Annotated in this window: 16 protein-coding genes and 1 pseudogene; 10 read left to right on the forward strand and 7 right to left on the reverse strand. The window is 64.6% G+C overall.

The window, feature by feature from the left end; genetic code table 11:
• Window positions 1–27 precede the first annotated feature (27 nt).
• From QZ266_RS04340 to QZ266_RS04350, 3 genes are all read left to right on the forward strand, one after another.
• Complete coding sequence (locus tag QZ266_RS04340; protein WP_295691948.1) at window positions 28–816, forward strand: hypothetical protein; 789 nt, start codon at window positions 28–30, stop codon at window positions 814–816.
• A gap of 140 nt (window positions 817–956) precedes the next feature.
• The gene (locus QZ266_RS04345) at window positions 957–1,301 is read left to right on the forward strand and encodes a hypothetical protein (protein ID WP_295691949.1); all 345 of its coding nucleotides are present in this window, start codon (window positions 957–959) and stop codon (window positions 1,299–1,301) included.
• 78 nt (window positions 1,302–1,379) lie between these two features.
• Window positions 1,380–2,051 carry a glutathione S-transferase gene (locus QZ266_RS04350; RefSeq protein WP_295691951.1) on the forward strand — a complete coding sequence of 224 codons (672 nt, stop codon included), beginning with the start codon at window positions 1,380–1,382 and terminating at the stop codon, window positions 2,049–2,051.
• A 9-nt stretch (window positions 2,052–2,060) separates the two neighbouring features.
• On the opposite strand, the gene QZ266_RS04355 is transcribed toward QZ266_RS04350, so the two are convergent.
• Window positions 2,061–2,984: a hypothetical protein gene (locus QZ266_RS04355; RefSeq protein WP_295691953.1), complete on the reverse strand. Its 924-nt coding sequence runs from the start codon at window positions 2,982–2,984 to the stop codon at window positions 2,061–2,063.
• A 182-nt stretch (window positions 2,985–3,166) separates the two neighbouring features.
• Between QZ266_RS04355 and QZ266_RS04360 the strand changes: the two genes are divergently transcribed.
• Together QZ266_RS04360 and QZ266_RS04365 are read left to right on the forward strand one after the other, a co-directional pair.
• Window positions 3,167–3,934, forward strand: coding sequence for a hypothetical protein (locus QZ266_RS04360; protein WP_295691954.1), 768 nt, complete (start codon window positions 3,167–3,169; stop codon window positions 3,932–3,934).
• Between the two features lie 12 nt (window positions 3,935–3,946).
• Window positions 3,947–5,065: pseudogene (locus tag QZ266_RS04365) on the forward strand (glycosyltransferase family 2 protein); the annotation flags it as partial.
• A gap of 53 nt (window positions 5,066–5,118) precedes the next feature.
• On the opposite strand, the gene QZ266_RS04370 reads toward QZ266_RS04365, so the two are convergent.
• The 3 genes from QZ266_RS04370 to QZ266_RS04380 form a co-directional block, all read right to left on the reverse strand.
• Window positions 5,119–6,678, reverse strand: coding sequence for a hypothetical protein (locus QZ266_RS04370; protein WP_295691956.1), 1,560 nt, complete (start codon window positions 6,676–6,678; stop codon window positions 5,119–5,121).
• A 99-nt stretch (window positions 6,679–6,777) separates the two neighbouring features.
• A complete protein-coding gene (locus QZ266_RS04375) occupies window positions 6,778–7,038 on the reverse strand; it encodes a hypothetical protein (RefSeq protein ID WP_295691958.1) in 261 nt (86 codons plus the stop codon).
• Window positions 7,039–7,273: 235 nt separating this feature from the next.
• Window positions 7,274–8,653 (reverse strand): M20/M25/M40 family metallo-hydrolase, encoded by a 1,380-nt coding sequence (locus QZ266_RS04380; RefSeq protein WP_367178203.1) that lies wholly within the window; start codon window positions 8,651–8,653, stop codon window positions 7,274–7,276.
• Between the two features lie 128 nt (window positions 8,654–8,781).
• On the opposite strand from QZ266_RS04380, the gene QZ266_RS04385 reads away from it, so the two are divergent.
• Window positions 8,782–9,687 (forward strand): pirin family protein, encoded by a 906-nt coding sequence (locus tag QZ266_RS04385; RefSeq protein ID WP_295691961.1) that lies wholly within the window; start codon window positions 8,782–8,784, stop codon window positions 9,685–9,687.
• Window positions 9,688–9,689: 2 nt separating this feature from the next.
• Here the strand turns inward: QZ266_RS04385 and QZ266_RS04390 are convergent, their stop codons facing one another.
• Window positions 9,690–10,580, reverse strand: a complete 891-nt coding sequence (locus tag QZ266_RS04390; protein WP_295691962.1) for a hypothetical protein — start codon at window positions 10,578–10,580, stop codon at window positions 9,690–9,692.
• Window positions 10,581–10,658: 78 nt separating this feature from the next.
• Window positions 10,659–11,789 (reverse strand): DUF2891 domain-containing protein, encoded by a 1,131-nt coding sequence (locus QZ266_RS04395; RefSeq protein ID WP_367178202.1) that lies wholly within the window; start codon window positions 11,787–11,789, stop codon window positions 10,659–10,661.
• 210 nt (window positions 11,790–11,999) lie between these two features.
• Here QZ266_RS04395 and QZ266_RS04400 point away from each other — a divergent pair, with 210 nt between their 5' ends.
• Window positions 12,000–13,613: a phosphoenolpyruvate carboxykinase gene (locus tag QZ266_RS04400; protein WP_295691965.1), complete on the forward strand. Its 1,614-nt coding sequence runs from the start codon at window positions 12,000–12,002 to the stop codon at window positions 13,611–13,613.
• 91 nt (window positions 13,614–13,704) lie between these two features.
• Here the strand turns inward: QZ266_RS04400 and QZ266_RS04405 are convergent, their stop codons facing one another.
• Window positions 13,705–14,115: a hypothetical protein gene (locus QZ266_RS04405; RefSeq protein ID WP_295691967.1), complete on the reverse strand. Its 411-nt coding sequence runs from the start codon at window positions 14,113–14,115 to the stop codon at window positions 13,705–13,707.
• 590 nt (window positions 14,116–14,705) lie between these two features.
• Between QZ266_RS04405 and QZ266_RS04410 the strand changes: the two genes are divergently transcribed.
• The 3 genes from QZ266_RS04410 to thrC all read left to right on the forward strand — a co-directional run.
• Window positions 14,706–16,508, forward strand: coding sequence for a homoserine dehydrogenase (locus QZ266_RS04410; protein WP_295691969.1), 1,803 nt, complete (start codon window positions 14,706–14,708; stop codon window positions 16,506–16,508).
• Window positions 16,505–17,449, forward strand: a complete 945-nt coding sequence (locus QZ266_RS04415; protein WP_295691971.1) for a homoserine kinase — start codon at window positions 16,505–16,507, stop codon at window positions 17,447–17,449. The genes QZ266_RS04410 and QZ266_RS04415 overlap by 4 nt, the downstream gene beginning before the upstream one ends.
• The coding region (gene thrC / locus QZ266_RS04420; protein WP_295691973.1) for a threonine synthase at window positions 17,446–18,743 on the forward strand (1,298 nt) is incomplete at its 3' end. The genes QZ266_RS04415 and thrC, both read left to right, overlap by 4 nt.

Genomic DNA, 18,743 nt, shown 5'->3' on the forward strand with positions numbered 1-18,743 from the left:
CGCTCACGGGGAGCGACGGAGGGGGCAATGTCCGGACGCGACGCCATAGGCCTGTTGAACCTGGCAATCATAGCTGCGGTTCTCGGAGGCATCACTTATCTCTACCTCACGCTGACGCCTGAGGAATATGACAGCCAGACCTTGTGCCTGGCCGATTCCTTCCCGCCCCATCGGGCGGTGGTCATCGACAAGACCGACCTCTACTCGGCTGAACAGGCCGAGGGGATCGAAGGTCTCATCCTGGCGCAGCGCGACACGCTCGCTGTCGGCGAGCGTCTCTCCCTCTACGAACTCAATGAGAGCGGGCAGCTGCGCAACACGAACAGCTTCTCCCTCTGCAATCCCGGCGCGGGCGAACAGGTCAATCCGCTCTATCGCAACCCGGAACGCGTCCAGGCCCGCTATGAGGCGCTGTTCGCGGAACCTCTGGACCGTGCCCTCGCCGATCTCGTTCTGCCCAAGGACGCCCCGTCCAGCCCGATCATCGAGGCACTTGCCCGGCTTGCCCAGGACCCGAACTTCGATGCGACCATTCCCGGTCGCCGCATCGTGCTGGTCTCCGACATGCTGCAGAACTCGGATATTTTTTCGGTCTATGGCCGCCGACGGGGTGCCCTTGAAGACCGCATCCCGCCGGCCGACGACGTCGCAACAGCCATCCGCGACACTTATGGCGACAGCCTGCGCGGAGTTTATCTGGAGATCCAGCTCATCCCCCGCGACAGCTGGGAGGCGGAGCAGCGTGGCGCGCTTCAGGATTACTGGACCGATGTTTTCCGCCGACTCGGCATGACCGTGAGCTGGTCCGACATCTGAGTCGCGACCGACGTCTGCGCCAGTCCGGTTTTCCACAGGCAAAGCCCGCCCTGCATAGAATATGCATTTGTGCGCCCGGCGACCGGCCCCACTATATGTTGTGTTGAATTGACCGACACACGCAATTGATGGGGTTTGCAATGGCGTCCTTCGCCGCTGATCGGGATGACGAAGCCGGCACGACACCGCCGCGATCTCTCGCCCCGCCACCCCGGGACTCCCTTCTGGACCGAGACGTGGTGAGCCTGTGTGCGCGACAACGCCATCTGCTCGAATTCGCCTTCCGGCTCGCGGATCACGGCCACACCCATGTCGGCAATGTGCTCGCTCTTTCCCGCTACACCTTGCTGGACCTCGCCGACGGAGAGGCCGAACTTGTGGCCGGGCTTGAACGCCTTCTCGGTCATCTCGGACTTGAGCTCGGCCAGCCTGTTCCGGGCTGGTCATCGCCCCGTCCGGACGTAATTGACGTCCAGCTCGACTGACTTTGGTCGCCCTTGGCTTTGCCTTTCCGGCCAAGGCCCCTATTTGGTGACGAAATCCAGTCAGACAGGCAGAGCCCCATGATCACCGTCCATCATCTCAACAATTCCCGGTCCCAACGCATTCTCTGGCTGCTGGAGGAGATCGGGCTGGAGTATGACATCCGCAAATACGAGCGTGACGCCACCACGATGCGGGCGCCGAAGGAATTGCGCGACATTCATCCCCTGGGAAAATCGCCCGTGATCACCGATGGCGACCTGGTGATCGCCGAGTCAGGGGCCATCGTCGAATACATGGTCGACACCTATGCGCCGGGCCTGAAACCGACTGCCGGCACCGAAGCCCATCGCGAATATGTGTACTGGATGCATTTCGCCGAGGGCTCGCTGATGACGCCGCTCCTGATCAAGCTGCTGACGGGCCAGATCGAGAAATCGAAGGCGCCCTTCTTCGTCAAGCCGATCATCAAGCAGGTCGCAAGCCGGCTCCGCGACGGCTTTGTTGACCCGGAGCTGGCATCCCTGTTCGGCTACATCGAATCCTATCTCGAGGGTCGCGACTGGATCGCCGGATCTGAATTCACCGGAGCGGACGTCCAGCTCACCTTCCCGCTCGAGGCCGCCGTGGCACGTGGCGGGCTGGATAGCCGCTACGCGAATCTGACCGCCTATGTCGCCCGCATGCACGCCCGCCCCGCCTACAAGGCCGCTATCGAGCGTGGCGGTGCCTACGGCATCGTCGGCAGCTAGCGCTCCCGGTCAGCGATTCTGGATGCGGATGCCGATCTGGAAGACGGCACCGGAATAACTGCGCAGATCGATATTGGAATCATTGTCGACATAGCCGGCTTCGCCATAGAGCGTGACCTGGTCCGTCAGGCCGTGCTCGACGCGGCCGGTCGCGCGCCAGCGTGTGTCCTCGCGCTCATACATCTGCACCGCCGAGAACGGACCGTCATAGCTGCGCTGGGAAGCTTCCAGCCGCACTTCACCGCGCGTGTCCTCCCCCAAGGGTTGCCAGGACCGGGCCCGCAGGGTGGTTTCAGAAAAACTGAACCGGTCGGCATCGGCACTCGATGAGGTGAAGAAGCCGGCCAGATACCAGCCGGAGCGCCTGTTCTCTCCATAGCCATATTGCTCGATCCCGGCCCGCCACTGGGTCTGGTCCAGGCCGGTGACGACCTGGTCGCCGAAATCATATTGGTTGGCCCGCAGGCGCAGCACGGTTTCGCGATTGTCAGCCGGCCGGTACCGCATCTGCCCCTCAGCCTGGAAACGGGTGTAATGGCGAGCGCCATCGCGATTGAGAACAGAGGCCTCGGCGATCGCGCGCATCTGCCAGTGCTCGCCCACCGGGGCCCAGTACTGGACGCGCGGCGTGAAGAGGATGGAGTCGAGATCGTCGCGGTCCTCATAGAGACGCAGGCGGGCCTGCTGCTCAAACCGCCAGACCCTGCCATCCCCGACCGGTTTGACGATGCGCAGCCAGTTATTGCTGTCGAATCCCGTCTCCAGATCAAAAGCGCCCTGAGGCTCCAGCACGTCCTGATCGATGAAGGGGTCGGACCGTTGCACGGCATTGTCCGAACGGAATTCAATCCGGGCGTCCTGGGCGCTGACCGCGCCGGGAATCAGGGACAGGGCTGCGACGCCCGCCAGCAAGGTGGAGATGGAAGGTTTCATGGCGGATCCCCCGAGATGCCGTATAGTTGCTTCAAGCTTATCGCCGCAGCGGGACTTTCGCCATCGCCTCGACGCCATAATATTGATATTTTCAAGTCTTAGGGTGGCTTCCGGGCCGAAATTGGGCGCAGTCATTCAGCTGCCGGTCATACCGGCAAAGTCGTTGTAAGACAGGGGTTCAGATGGCAGGCAAGGATCGCCAGGACCGGTCCGGTACGGGCAAGGCCGCCCGACCCGCTGACTTCTTCCGCTCAGTCGACAGCGCCCCCAAGGGGATCAGCGTCAAGCGCGACCGTTCGGTGACGGACGGCTTCCTGATCAGCTTTCTGGCCCTCACCATATTGGCGCTCTCGACCGCGGCCTGGGCCAATGCGCAATGGCCGGGCAGCGTACCGACCGATCTGATCTTCTTCACCGCAGACCGCTTCAATGCGGTGCTTCCCATCCGCATCTTCCTGGTCATCTTCTTCGTGGTCTATGCGGCGTATGCGCATGGCCCTGTCCTGGCCCGCCTGAAACTTGGTTTCAGCTTCCTGATCAAGCTGGCGGGTGTTGCCGCGATCGTCGACGGCGCCGCGCTCCTGTCCTGGCAGCAGGCCGACGCGGTCTGGCCGGTGCACGTTCAACAAATCCTCGTCGGCCTCTCCGGACTGGCGATCTTCCCGCATACCGTGCTCAACCAGGCCCGCCTGCCTGGCCCGTGCGGGTCTCCTGTACGCCGCCGGGGACGCTATTACGAATACTGGATGGTGAGCGCTGCAGCCCTGGTCGCCGCCATCGGGGCCGTGGTTGCGATCACGCTCTACGGCGCCGAAGTCGAGCAATTGCGCAATCTCGCCCTGCTGGGCGGTATGGGTCCCGGCGTCTTTCTGGCGCAGCAATTCTTCACCGTACAGCTGGCTGCGGTGGGAACGGTGCGCAATGCCCTGTCACGGCGGCGCGCCTATTAGCCACCGGTTGCGGTCCTCATTCCGGCCCACAATGAATCCCACCTCATCGCCCAGACCATCGACGCCATTGATGAAGCCGCGGGCAATTATGATGGACCGGTGCGTATCCTGTTGATGGAGAACTGCTCCAGCGATGACACGGCGGAGATTGCCCGGCAGGCCATTGCCAAATGCCGCTGCGCCCGTGGCGAGGTCATCGAAAGCACAATTCCCGGCAAGGCCAAGGCCCTCAATCACGGCCTTGAACTGATCAGCGAAGACTATGTCGTGCGGGTCGACGCCGATACCCAGATCGACCCGAAATCCCTGCGCCTCGCCATGCGCCATTTCGCCAGCGCCACAGTTGGCGTGGTGGGTGGACTGCCCCTGCCCCTCAAGAAAACCGGCTTGCTGGACAAGTTCCGCACGATCGAGGTGCTCAACCGGCATGGGTTCTTCCAGGTCGCGCTGGGCGCCTTCAACGGCATTCTCGGCATTCCCGGCATGTTCTGCATCTATCGCCGCGGCGTGTTGATGGAGGCTGGCGGTATTGTCGAGGAGATGAATGGCGAGGACACGGACATCGTCCTGCGCATGACCAATCTGGGCTATCGCGCCGTCTCGGACCCGCGCGTGAAATTCCGCACCGAAGTGCCCGACAGCATGGAGTTCCTGCGCGAGCAGCGCACCCGCTGGTTCCGCAGCCTTTATCACGTCTCGGCGCATAATCGCGCCATGCTGTTCCAGGGCAATCTGATCACCGGCGCAGTGGTTCTGCCCTTCACCCTGATCAATGGGGCCCGACGCGCCATGATGGCGCCGCTGGCGATCTATGGCGCCGTGCTCTTCTTCCTGTACGGGGGAATCTACGACCACCCGCACCTGACCACGGTCCTGGCTGTCATGTTCGGCATGCCCTTCATCATGGCCTGTGCGGTGGTCGCCTTCTGGCGCCGCCCGGACCTGATCCTCTACATGCCGGCCTATATGGCTTTCCGCCTGCTGCGGTCCTACTACACGCTCGGCGCCACGCTGACCCTGGTCTATCCGGGTTCGGCGAAAGAGCGGCGCTTCGACCCGCCCAAACCACTTGCGGTTCCCGCAGGGGAGAACATTGAGCGGGTCGAAAAACCGCCGGTCATCGTGAGTTAGAACACAGCGGCACGACCGGTCAGTGCCGGGCGCCGGGCAAGGCCCGCCGCCGGCTATTCCAGGGTCAGGACCGCGCCTTCATCATGCACAACCGAGACCTGCTCCTGGCCGATCGGTGAGGTCATCAGCGAGGGCGGCGTGCCCAGCGCATGAGCCACCAATCCCGGAATGTCGACAATCCGGTCCGGCTGGCCCGGCCCCGGACGCGCCAGCGATGCGGTCACGGCCTGCAGGATACCGACATTGGAGACGGACCGGATATCGGCGCTGTTGACCCGGCGCGTATCGCGCATCGCCAGACGGTCACCCTCGATGCCGATCGGCAGGATGACATTGGATGGCGCGTGATTGATCGCGATGAAGGGCTCGATCGCGTCATTGGCCCGGCCGGCTGCGGTATCGACATAATCGAAATCAATCACCGCGGTCAGCGGCACGAAGCTGGCGACCACTTCCGAACCCAGTTCCAGCGCGTCCAGACGTTCCCTGCCCTCCAGACCGGACGGGAAGCGCAGTGCGACACGGTCGCGGAAGAGATGCGGCAGCCCGGCCAGGCCGGCCAGCGGCTCGGACACCTCATCATAGAGAAAGCCCGATTCCGGCAAGAGCTGCACCGGATAGCGGCGCGCCGTGATGGTGCAGCCGCCCGCTTCGCGGTGACGCTGAACCGAGACCCGCAAATCATTGCGCAAATTCTGAACTTCATGCGGCAGGTTCAGCGTGAACATGTTCAGCCGGCCCGTTTCCATGTGGCGGCTGTCGATCAACACGCCATTGAGCTCGGTATGGACCAGATTGGTGAAGTCACCGGGTCCTTCCGGCAGCCGGATGGCCAGACGCAGGCGGTCCGGCACACGGCCGTCCGGCAGGGCGGCCAGGCCATAGCCGATATCCCAGCTGCGCGCCTCGGCGATCCGCTGGATGGAGGTGTCCACGCCGATATCGCCAAAACGGGTCATCAGGGCCTCATCATGAGACTCGACGAATTGCGACGGCGAGACAAAGGCCGTGCGGGCCAGTGGCAGCATGTCCGACGTGATGAAATCAGCGACATCCATGCGGTCCGCTTCTGTCAGGCCGAGATGGACGAAATCGCCTTGCCGCCACAGGGTTGCCGCGCCGCCATGCTGGTCATTGCCAAAACGCTCGAAACCACCAGCCGCCAGCTGGGCTTCGGAGCCGAGCAGGATCAGGCCGCGCGTCGCCAGCCGGTAGCGACCCAGCTCTTCCAGATCCATGAATTTGACCTGATAGCCGCGCTGCGTCATGCGCGCGCCCAGCCGCATGGCCAGCGGCACGAAATCCGCATCTCCAGTCGCCGGCACGGCAATCGTCACTTCCGACGGCAGCAAGCTGACCGCATCACGCAGGGAGGACACCGCGCTGCGCAGATCCATTTCGATGCCCGAGCGCGCATCCAGGGTTACGACGGCGCCGATGGAGCGGTCATTGTGGCAGAGCGCATCAGGCAGATCGCCGTGCAGCTGGATACCCACATTCAGTTCCTGCCCGTGCAGAGCGCTCTCGGGCAGTGCGACCACCCAGCGAAACTCGCGGGTTCCGGGCACCAGGACCCGCTCCAGGACGCGCTCACCATTGACCACGACCCGCATGGCGGCGATGGCGCTGTCGGACAGGTCCTGCGTCCCCTGCAGGACCAGGCGGACCTGGCTGACAGGCGTATTCCGAACCGTCGGCAGATTAAAGGTGGCCTAGGAGGGGTAGCCGGCGATGAAGAGGCCGTCACTCTCGCCGATATCCGCCAGCGTGACCGCGGCCGGCTGGTCCGGCTCGGCGTCCGCACGCCCGGAGATCAGCGTGTCGAACATGTCGGTGACGAAAAGGCCGAAACTGCCGCGACCGGCATTGAGCGCGCCCGAATTGAACAAGGTGATCATACTGCCAAGGGCGATAATGATCAGGATGTAGGAAAACCAAGGTTTGCGCTTTTGGTTGCCGGTCGTCTTAGCCATCGGATCCCCCATCGACCGACCCCGTGCGGGATCATGGGTCGGGTTGATTTCTGTCCCTCGAATCCGACGCCCCCCAGCGTTGGAATGGTTAAGCCGTAATTCTTCATTGCGACCAAAGCGGGACGGATTGCGAAGAAATCTGGATCAATCAGGGCCAAATCTGGGCACAACGAAACGAGCGGGCCACCCAGGGTAGCCCGCTCGACGCAGTCACGTTTTCCGATCTGGCGCGGGGTTACTCGCCGCGGAAGTCGACATCCGATTCGGCCGCGAGATAGACCAGCGCCGCATAGGCCGCGACATTCTGGGCCAGCTCGTCCGGATCAATCTTGTCCAGCGTGTCATCCGGCGTGTGGTGCAGGTCGAAATAATCCGACCCGTTCTGATTCAGGCGCACGGTCGGCACGCCTTGCATGGCCAGCGGAATAATGTCGGGCCCGCCGCCAGGCACGTTTGAGCCACCGCGGATAATGCCCAGCGGCGCGATAATATCGCCAATGGCATCCACGGCCGGCGTACCCTCTTCGGACACGTTCGAGACCAGCTGCCAGATAGTGCGGGCCCCGAAATCGGATTCGGTGGCCAGGACATGATTGGCGATCTCGTCTGCATGCTGTTCGGCATAGGCGCGCGCACCCAGGAGACCGACTTCCTCGGCACCGAACATGACAACGCGAATGGTCCGGCGCGGACGCTCGGGCAATTGCGCGATCAGGGCGGCCGCCGCGGTGGTGATGGCCACGCCGGCGCCGTCATCAACCGCACCCGTGCCTTCATCCCAGCTATCCAGATGCCCGCCGATCAGGACGATTTCCTCCGGATTCTCGCGGCCGATCAGATCCAGCACGACATTGCCGCTGGTGACCTCACCGCGCCAGCCGGCGGTCGACCGGATGCGCATTTCGATCGCCTCGCCGGAATTGTGCAGGCGGCGCAGATGATCCGCATCCGGATTGGAAATCGCGATGACGGGAATATCAGCCCATTCGCCGTTATCCGAACTCATCATGCCGGTGTGCGGCATACGATGGCTGTCAGAGCCAACCGACCGCACGACCAGTGCATCCGCCCCGCCACGCTCGGCATGCTGCCAGCCGATGCGGCGTCGCTGATTGGCAGGGCCATAACCGGCACCGGTCTGGCTTGGCACCATGGCTTCGCCATCGACGAAGGCGATCTTGCCGTCCAGTGCGCCATCCTCAATCGCCGTCAGCGCATCGATATTGCGGAAATAAACGATCTCGGCATTCACGGCGCCGAGGCGCGGCGAACGACCGGATCCACCGAGCGCGGAGCCGTAGAGCGCCTGCTCATAGGGCGCCGTCATGACAATCTCGAGATCTCCACGCTCCCAGAAGGGCATGGTGAAACCCTCGACCGAGACACGGTCAAAGCCGAGTTCCTCACCCAGCGCGACACCCCAGTCCCGGCCGCGAGCTTCGGCTTCCGAGCCCGCCAGGCGCGGTCCGACCTGCGTGGTCAGCGATTCGACGATCTCGTAACCCAGATCACTGTCGAGGGCCGTCTCGACCAGCGCCTGAGCGGTTTCCGCCTGCTCGGGCGTCAGGGCGAACCCGTCCTGGCCCAGTGTTTCCGCAGACAGAAAGACTGTCATTCCAAGCGCGATAATTGATTTCATGAAGTCCTCCCGACACATTCGGGCGACACTATGAAGACCGCAGCGCGCCGCGCAAGCCACGCCCGTGTGAGGTCGCAATGCAAATATCAGTCGGAGGCCACGTCATGCCCGATACGCACGCACGCAAATTCTCTGGTCGGACACGGGATCTCGGCGGTTTCGAGGTTCGACGCGTCCTGCCCTATGCGAAACAGCGCATGGTTGGCCCATTCATCTTCTTCGATCAGATGGGCCCGGCCGAATTCGCACCCGGAGACGGCATCGATGTGCGCCCTCACCCGCATATCGGACTGGCGACCGTGACCTACCTGTTCGACGGTGCCCTGCAGCACCGCGACAGCCTGGGTGAAGACCTGGTCATCCGGCCGGGCGATGTGAACTGGATGACGGCCGGTCACGGGGTGGTCCATTCGGAACGCACTCCGGATCCGGAGCGCGCCGCCGGCCACAGGATGTACGGCATCCAGACCTGGGTGGCGCTGCCCCTGGACCATCAGGACATGGCGCCGGCCTTTTTCCATCACCCCGCAGCCAGCCTGCCCGATTTCGAGCGGGGCGGCGCCCGCTTCCGCCTGATACTCGGCACAGCCTGGGACCGGGAAGCCCCGGTCGCGGTCTTCTCGCCAATCTTCTACCTGCATGGGGAAATGCCCGCTGGCAGCGAGATCCTGCTCGACATCGAGCATGACGAGCGCGCCGTCTATGTCGTGGAAGGCCGCGTCATGCTGGGCGATGACCCGGTCGAGCCCGGCGAAATGGCCGTTCTGGCGAGCGGCGAAACACCGCGTTTGCGGGCAGAGCAGGACAGCCGGATCATGCTGTGCGGCGGCCGCTCACTGGGCGCCCGCGTCATCGACTGGAATTTCGTCGGCCCGGACCGGGAGACCATTGCCACCGCGCGCGAGGACTGGTCCAGGGCCGCGCAATCCGGTTTCCCCGACACCGGGCGTTTCCGCCTGCCCGACGGAGAAAGCGAGCACATCCCGGCGCCCGCACCCGCCGGTCGCTGAGCCTATTCGTGAATCAGCGACCGCGCGCCGGTCTCAATCTCGACCCGGTATAGTCGCGTCTGATCATCACCGCCGGTCACCGACAGGAAGACGGACCGCCCGTCCGGATGAAAATCGAAGGCCCCGAACCGCTCGCCGGGTCCGGAGTGAAGGAGGGTGTCCGAGACGCCAGGCGCCTCCAGCCGGACCAGGGAGGACTGCATGCCCGTCGACACAATGGCATAGACCTCGCCCGATGGGGCGACATTGGGAAGCCCGATCCGCCCTGTCTCCGGCGCCTCGGCCATCACGGTTTCGCTGCCATCCGCCACCGTCAGCTGAATGATCCGGGATCGCCCTGCTTCGTCCGTCCGGTCGAAAACCAGGGACAGCCCGTCCGGCGCCCATTTCGGATGGAAATCCCGATCCGGCCCTGTGGTGATCTGGCGCGCGACGGGGTCGCCCCGGTCAAGAATCCACACACGGGGCCCCTGCGTCATCCGCACAAAGGCAATCCGGTCGCCTGCCGGGCTGATCTGGGTGTGCATTTCGCGTTCGGGTGTGTCGGTGAGGGCTGTAGCCACAGTATCGCCCAGCCGGACCTCATACACATCCCACGTGTCGCTCATCCCGCGCGGCCCGCCAATAAAGGCCAACCGGTCCCCGTCAGGCGACCAGGCCGGATTCACCGACCAGCCCTGTCCGGTGGGCTGGCGCGACGTCTCGCCTGTCGCCAGATCGGTCACCAGAATATCTGCGGTCTCCGCCTCCAGATCGAACTGGAAATGCGCGACGCGGCCGCCGTCCGGCGATACGCGCGGATGAGACTGCGCCTCAGCAGCACCGGTCATTCCCAGCAGGCCGGTGAGGACCCAAACGCCCTGCAGCGCGCCAACACAAGAGTTCGCCTTCACGACATCATACCTCCGTCAAAGCCCGAGCCGGATCGCAGTCTGGCCAGGCCTGTCAGCGGGCCCGCCATGAATTTTCCGTCATCCCGGAATGTCGAGCGCGCGACCGGTAATGAGATAGGTCGCAAAACTGGCCAGCCAGTGACCGCCCGCATAGTCATCGCCGGTCACCGAAGCGATGCCGCTCTCGGCATGACGCGCAGCCGTCGCCAGCAGGCTGGCACGACGCGGGTCATCGCTCGGCAATGCGTCGGCAATGGCTTCGAGATTCCAGGCCCGCGACAGATTCACGCCGTCCAGATGCACCAGCTTGCCATCGGATGCGTCCAGCACCACGCCAGGCTCCAGCCAGTCCGCCGATCCGTCGGTGGGAATATCCGGCAGGAAGGCCGAGAGCCAATCGGCATAGGCCTGCCGGTCCATGACCCGGCGCATCAGATCGGCTTCCATCAGGCAGGGCGACAGGAAATCCTCACCGGAGGGCTCATAGCCGATCGGACAGGCCTGGTCGCCGGCATGGAAGCGCAGACTGGTCTCCACCAGCAGGGCCTCCAGCTCCGTATCGCCGGCTGTGCGGGCCCAATCCAGCGCCAGGGCAAATCCGAAGGCCGACTGATTATGGGTCCCGATCCGGATCGGGTAGGCGAGATTGGGCAACCAGGTCCGGTAGCGGTCTGCGACAACAGCCTCCAGGGGAGCCAGCGCCGCGGCCCAGCGCGCGGCGCGGGGATCATCCCACTCGCGCAGCTCGGCGGACAATTGAAGCAGCCAGGCGAGCCCATAGGGGCGCTCATAGGACGCCCGTCCCTCGGCCTGGAAATAGGCCACTTCACCCGCCATCGCCTCGGGATTGAGATGGCCATCCAGCGCCGCGGTCGCGGCGGCATCGGCCGCCTCGCCCAGGCCGCCGCGCAGGAGGCGCACGATCAGCCAGTGGCCGTGCACGGCCGAGTGCCAGTCATAACAGCCATAAAAGGCCGGATGCAGGTCGCGCGGGGTGCGGGCATCTGAGTCGGACTGCAGCACGTGAGAGATCTTGTTGGGGTATTCGCGGTCAACACAGTCCAGGGCGAGCTGGAGAAAGTGCGTTTCGCGCGACGGCTCGGAAGTTTCCGACTGAGCCTCGGCGATGTTGCTGCAAAGAAAAGCAAAATTTGCGATTACCAGAAAAAATGTTCGCGATAACATGGACTTCACCTGCCTTTGTTGCATTTCCGAACCGTGCCTTTTTGGCTTTTCTGGTCTCTGTCTATCTGCTACCGGCCCCATACCATGAGTGTTTGACGGGACTGGCAAGTGACTTGCGTCCGTCGACGATACAGGCCCGCCCCTGCCCCGTTTCGAGGCGTCCGGCGGGCGAACAAGCGTTCTGCCTGACGACGCGGGAAAAAGCGCCGCAGGTACACTGGGGGTAAGGAAAACATGTCCAAGTCCGAAGGTCTTGACGGCGGTCTCGCGGCACTGGGTATCCAGGCCGGACCGATCAATCTCAACTGGAATGAAGCGCGTCTCTATCAGGAGACCGTTCAACGCGGAGAAGCGGAAGTCGCCGAGGGCGGCGCCCTGGTCGTCAAGACCGGCGCCCATACCGGTCGCTCGGCCAAGGACAAGTTCACGGTCCGCGACGATGCCACCGAGAGCCAGGTCTGGTGGGACAATAACGCCGCCATCTCGCCGGCGCATTTCGATGCCCTGTGGGAAGACTTCCAGGCCCACATGGCGGGCAAGGAACTCTTCGTCCAGCAATTGTTCGGCGGCGCCGACCTGGACCACCGCCTGCCGGTTCGTGTGGTCAATGAACTGGCCTGGCACTCCCTCTTCATCCGGCATCTCCTGCGCGTTCCCGCTGCAGAGGAATATGCCGGGTTCGCGGCCGAGTTCACCATCATCAACCTGCCGAGCTTCAAGGCCGACCCGGCCCGCCATGGCTGCCGCTCCGAGACCGTGATCGGTGTCGATTTCGAGCGCCGCATGGTGCTGATCGGTGGCACGTCCTATGCCGGTGAGACCAAGAAATCGGTCTTCACCATTCTCAATTACCTCCTGCCCGCCAAGGGCATCATGCCGATGCATTGCTCGGTCAACGCACGTGAAGACGGCAGCGATGCCGCGATCTTCTTCGGCCTGTCGGGTACCGGCAAGACAACGCTGTCCGCCGATGCCAGCCGCACGCTTGTCGGTGATGACGAGCATGGCTGGTCGGAAAACGGCCTGTTCAATTTCGAGGGCGGTTGCTACGCTAAGATGATCCGACTGTCGGCCGAGGCCGAGCCGGAAATCCACGCCACCACCAAGATGTGGGGCACGGTGCTGGAAAACGTCGTGATGGACCCGGAGACGCGGGTGCTGGATCTCGATGATGACAGCCTCGCCGAGAATAGCCGCGGCGCCTACCCGCTCTCGGCCATTCCCAATGCGTCGGAGACCGGTCGCTGCGGGCATCCCAAGAATGTCGTTATGCTCACCTGTGACGCGTTCGGCATCATGCCGCCGATCGCCAAGCTGACACCGGCCCAGGCGATGTATCACTTCCTGTCCGGCTATACCGCCAAGGTCGCCGGCACCGAGAAAGGCGTGACCGAACCGTCCGCGACCTTCTCGACCTGTTTCGGCGCGCCCTTCATGCCGCGTCACCCGTCCGAGTATGGCGCGCTCCTGCGCGAGCTGATCGCCGGGCACGATGTCGATTGCTGGCTGGTCAATACCGGCTGGACCGGCGGCGCCTATGGCACCGGAAACCGCATGCCGATCAAGGCCACCCGCGCCCTGCTCAATGCCGCCCTGGACGGCTCGCTCAATGGCGCGGCCTTCCGTGAGGATCCGAATTTCGGCTTCATGGTCCCGATCGCGGTGGCGGGTGTGGAGTCCGGCATTCTCGACCCGCGTTCAACCTGGTCGGACAAGGCCGCCTATGACGCCCGCGCGGCCTCGCTGGTCGCCATGTTCAACGAGAACTTCAAGACCTTCGAAGCCCATGTGGCGCCCTATGTTCGCGCTGCCGCTCCGAAAGTGCGCGAGCTGACGGCGGCTGAGTAGCGCCACCGATCACAACGACAAACAGAAAAGCCCCGGCCGGTTGGTCGGGGCTTTTTTCTTGTCCGGTCGGGAGAAGGCGCACACGCGCCCCTCACCCACGCTTGCCCGCCAGCCGATAGCCCAGCCAGGCCATCGGCAGGAAAACCGCCAGTCCGAAGGCCCACATCCACAGCGGGCTGGGGATGAAGATCAGATTGCTCAACCCGGCGAAGAGCAGGCCGCCACCGGCGACCAGGGCCAGCGCCAGGTGATGTCGGCGTGCGAGTGTGGCGGTGAGCCAGCCGGCCACCAGGGCGCCGCCGGCCCAGGCCGCGATCACCGCGACGCGGTTGGCATCCGGAACCTGCGCGAGAGCGGCGTTCAGGGCCTCGCGGTCATTCAGGTCCTCCGGGATCAAACCGTCCGGCAAGGGCAATGCCACATGCCCGAGCGCCTCAAGGAGGCCGGTCGCGACACCGCCCGCAATCACGCCTGCCAGGACCGCCAAAATCATCCGGATCATGATGTCTCCATCGACTATGCCCGGGCGCTCTCATGACGAGGCCCGCTCGCGACCAGGAGAGTGCCCCACCCGGTCAGCCTGCGCCAGCACGCGCTCAGCCTTCATGCATCACGCTCGCACGTGCACTCGCCTGCCCGGAGAAAATCATGCCCGCGAAGGCGCCCTTTAACACCTGATTACAGAATTTCTGCCAAAAAGGGTTTGACGGCGCGAAATTTTTGCGCACTTCTTGTCTGCGAGTTTTGCAGGTGCAGCAATCGTGCTGTCGCCCGCCTACCGAAGGACTTGTCGATATGGCCCACGCCATGGACATGATCAGCCGCCTCCAGCCGACCCTTTCGGGTTCGGGCCTGACCGGCTGCGCCATCCTCGGCGGCCTCGGTACCACCACCATGATTACCACGACGACCTCCTGGACAAGGGGAGCGGCCAACGTGGCGTAGCGGTACCAGACACACCGCACACACCGAACCCGCTCCCCAACCGGCGAGCGGGTTTTTTCATGCCTGATTTCCAGCCAGACCCCTCAAATCCACACCGATCTCACTCACCACACATCTCACATCGACCCGACCCGAAGGACCCGACCCATGGCCTTGCCAGACCAACCCCAGCCAGACCAACCCAGCCGTCCGCTCAAACTCAGCGTTCTCAAATTCGGCAGCTCTGTCCTGTTCACGCCGGACGACTATGCCCGCGCCGCCCACGAGATCTATCGCCATGTCCGCGCCGGCGAGAAAGTCGTCGCGGTTGTGTCTGCGCTGGATGGCGAGACCGATGCCCTGTTCGGCGTTGGCAATGATGTCGGCCAGGGCTGTTCCGACGCCCTCCTCGCCCGTCTGGTGCGCTGCGGCGAGCTGAAATCGGCCGCCCTGATGGGTCTGGCCCTGGAACGCTCCGGCATCCCGTCCGCCGTGCTTGATCCGCATGAAATGGATTTGCGGGCGGAAGGCGAGGCGCTGGACGCCAATCTGACGGGCCTCGACAAGGCGCGCGTCCTGGCCCGCTTCGAGGCGGTCGATGTGATTGTGGCACCGGGTTTCTTTGGCGAAGGCGCGGACGGACCGGTCACCCTGGGTCGGGGTGGTACGGATCTGACAGCGGTCGAATTCGCCCATTGGCTGGGCGCGGACCGGGTTCGCCTGATCAAGGATGTCGACGGGGTCTATACCGATGATCCGGCCAAGGTCGCCAATGCCAAGCGCCTCGACCAGCTCGACTATGACGAAGCCGCCAAGGTCAGCCGCGGCCTGGTCCAGGACAAGGCCATCACGCGGGCCAAGGAACAGAATGTGGTGATCGAGGTTGCCGCCCTTGGACGTCCCTATGCGACGCGCATTGCCGCCGTCGAGAAACGGGCCGGCGACGGCCTCGAGGCGCGGCAGCTCAAGGTCGCCATTCTTGGCCATGGCGCTGTTGGCGCCGGCGTGTGTCGTCATCTCCTCGCCCATCCCGGCCGCTTCGCCCTCAACCCGGTCCTTGTCCGCGACCCCGATCAACATCGCGCCGGAGCCCCCGCCGCACTCGCCTTCACCGCCGATCCGGCCGAAGCCCTGGCGAATGATCCCGATATTGTGGTCGAGACGATCGGCGGAACCGGACTGGCCCGCGCGCTCTCACAGAGTGTGTTGCGCGAAGGCGCCCATCTGGTGACCGCCAACAAGGCCGTGATGGCGCTGGACTTTGAACGCCTGCACGAATTGGCTGAGGAGAGCGGCCGCTCACTGCGCTACTCGGCCACGATTGGTGGCGGCGTCCCCATACTCGAACTGGTGGATCTGCTTGCCGCCAATGACACGCTCCTCGCGGTCGAAGGCGTATTGAACGGAACCTGCAATTTCGTGCTCGGGCAGCTCGGCAAGGGTGTGCCCCTTGCTGATGCGGTCGCCGAGGCGCAAAGGCTCGGCTTTGCCGAAGCGGATCCGAGTGCCGATATCGATGGCTGTGACGCGGCCGACAAGCTCGCCATTCTGGTTCGCCATGCCTTCGGGGTCGCCCTCCACCCCGACCAGATCAGCCGCGAAAGCCTCAGCGACCTGTCCGCCGCACGCATCGCTGCGGTGAATGAGCAAGGCCTCGTCTTCAAACAGGTCGCCCGGTGCAGCACGACGGCCGATGGGCAGGTTGAGGCGCAGGTCGAAATTCAGGCGCTGGCGCCGGATCACCCGCTGGCAGGCCTGGTCAATGAAGGCAATGGGGCGCTGTTCGAACTGCCTGCCGGCCGGGTCGGCGTATTCGGCAAGGGTGCCGGCCGGTGGCCAACCGCGGAAGCCGTCTTTGCCGACATCATGGATATCCAGCGCGACACGATCGCGCCGCCGCCGGACGCATCGCGCGTCCCTGAGAATCCGCTTAGCCATATTCGCCGGATGTCCTCGAGGACCGTGGCATGAGCAAACCCCCATCGCTGGCGCGCGCAAGCGCACCAGCCAGTATCGGCAATGTCGGCGTCGGGTTTGATGTGCTCGGCCTCGCCTTCGACGCCGTGCGCGACACAGTGACGGCGCGCCGCGAAAGCGTGCCGGGCGTCCGCTTGGGCCATGTCTCCGGACTGGTCGAGACGCTGCCGTCGGAGGTCAATGGCAATTGCGCCCTCGCGGCGGCCGATGCCGTGCTGCAGGCAGCGGGCGCGCCCTGCGGCCTGACCATCGATATTCACAAGGGCGTGCCACTGAGTGCCGGGATGGGCGGGTCTGCCGCCTCGGCGGTTGCGGCCGCGGGCGCGGTCAATGCGCTCCTCGGCTCACCGTTCAGCCTCGCCGAACTCCTGCCGCTGGCCATGGAAGGCGAGAAAGTCTCTGCCGATCCGCCGCCCTGGGACAATGTCATGGCGGCCTTGATGGGAGGGCTGGTTGTGGCCGGGCAGATTGACCCGCCGCTGATCCGCCGCCTGCCCCTGCCTGCCGGCGTGGCCTGCATCCTCTTCCATCCCGACCGCAAGGTGGAGACCCAGCGCGCCCGCGAATTGCTCGCCCCGACCATCGACAAGGACATTGCTGTCGAGCATGCCCGCAACATGGCCAGCTTCGTCGCCGGCTGCGCAATCAATGATCTCGACCTGGTGCGCGCCGGCCTGCGCGATGTCTTCATCGAGCCGCAGCGCCGCCCCCTCCTGCCGGAACTTGAACCGGTGCAGGCTGCGGCCCTCGCCGCAGGCGCGCTGGGCTGCTCCTTCTCCGGGTCAGGCCCGTCGGTCTTCGCCTGGGCGCTGGAAGCCGACCTCCCGGCCGTCGAACGCGCCATGGCCGACGCGTTCCGCGCCGCCGATTGTGACGCCAACGCCTATGATGCGCCGATCGACTCGGCCGGCCTGCGCGTGGAGTCGGTCGAATGAGATATCTGTCGACCCGCGGTGAGGCGCCTCCCGTTCTCGCCGACGCCGCCTTGCGCGCCGGGGTCGCGCCCGATGGCGGGCTCTACATGCCGGAGGCGCTCCCGCGCTTCAGCCCCGCCGATTTCAGCGACACGCCCGATCTGCCCGGTCTGGCCGCGCGGCTTCTCGCCCCCTTCTTTGCCGGCACGCCGATACAGGGCGCCATGGCGGATATCTGCGCCGACGCGTTCAACTTCCCCTGTCCGCGCGTCCGCCCGGACCGCGCCGAAACGGCACCCGACATACTGGAACTCTTTCACGGCCCGACCGGCGCCTTCAAGGATTTCGGGGCTCGCTTCCTGTTTCGCGCCTTCAGCGCACTGGGACAGTCATCAGACCGAGCGACAACGGTATTGGTCGCGACCTCGGGCGATACGGGCGGTGCCGTCGGCTGTGCCGCTGAAGGTGTCGCCGGGACCCGTGCCGTCATCCTGTTTCCCGCCGGGCGGATCTCGGCCTTCCAGGAACACCAGCTGTGCTGCTGGGACTCCCCCGTTGACGCGGCCCGGATCGAGGGCGATTTCGACGCCTGCCAGGCATTGGTCAAAGCCGCCTTTGCCGATCCGGACCTGAGCCGGCGCCACAACCTGACCTCGGCCAACTCCATCAGTATCGGCCGTTTCCTGCCGCAAATGACCTATTGGGCCCGCGCTGCGCTGGACGTGCATGCGCAAACCGGTGAGGCCCCGGGCCTCATCATCCCGACCGGTAATCTGGGCAATGCCTTCGCGGCCGTCCTGGCCCGCGCCTGCGGCCTGCCGATCGGACCTATCGTGCTGGCAACCAATGCCAATACCACCCTGGCCGACTGGTTCCGCTCCGGCCGATATCAGGGCCGCCCATCGATCGCCACCCTCGCCAACGCCATGGATGTCGGCGCCCCCAGCAATTTCGAGCGGCTTGCCGCTCTGGCCGGCGGGCAGATCGAAGCCGTGATCTCGGTCGATGATGCGCACATCAGGGCGCGCATGAAGACGTGTTTCAACGAAAGCGCCTATATCGCCTGCCCGCACACCGCGACCGCTCTGGAAGCGTTTCACCAGCTTGACCCGGCCTTGCGCCAGGCACGACGCTGGATCGTCGGGGCGACAGCCCATCCGGGCAAATTCGCCGACACGGTGCAGGCGGCCATCAACCATCCCGTAGCGCTGCCGCCGGCGCTCGAGGCGGTGCTGGACCGACCGGTCCAGTGCCACGACATCGCGCCGGACAAACGGGCGCTGGCTAACCTGCTCGCGCGGATCGCTGAACCCGC

It is taken from the genome of uncultured Maricaulis sp., assembly GCF_905480005.1.
GTDB lineage: Bacteria > Pseudomonadota > Alphaproteobacteria > Caulobacterales > Maricaulaceae > Maricaulis.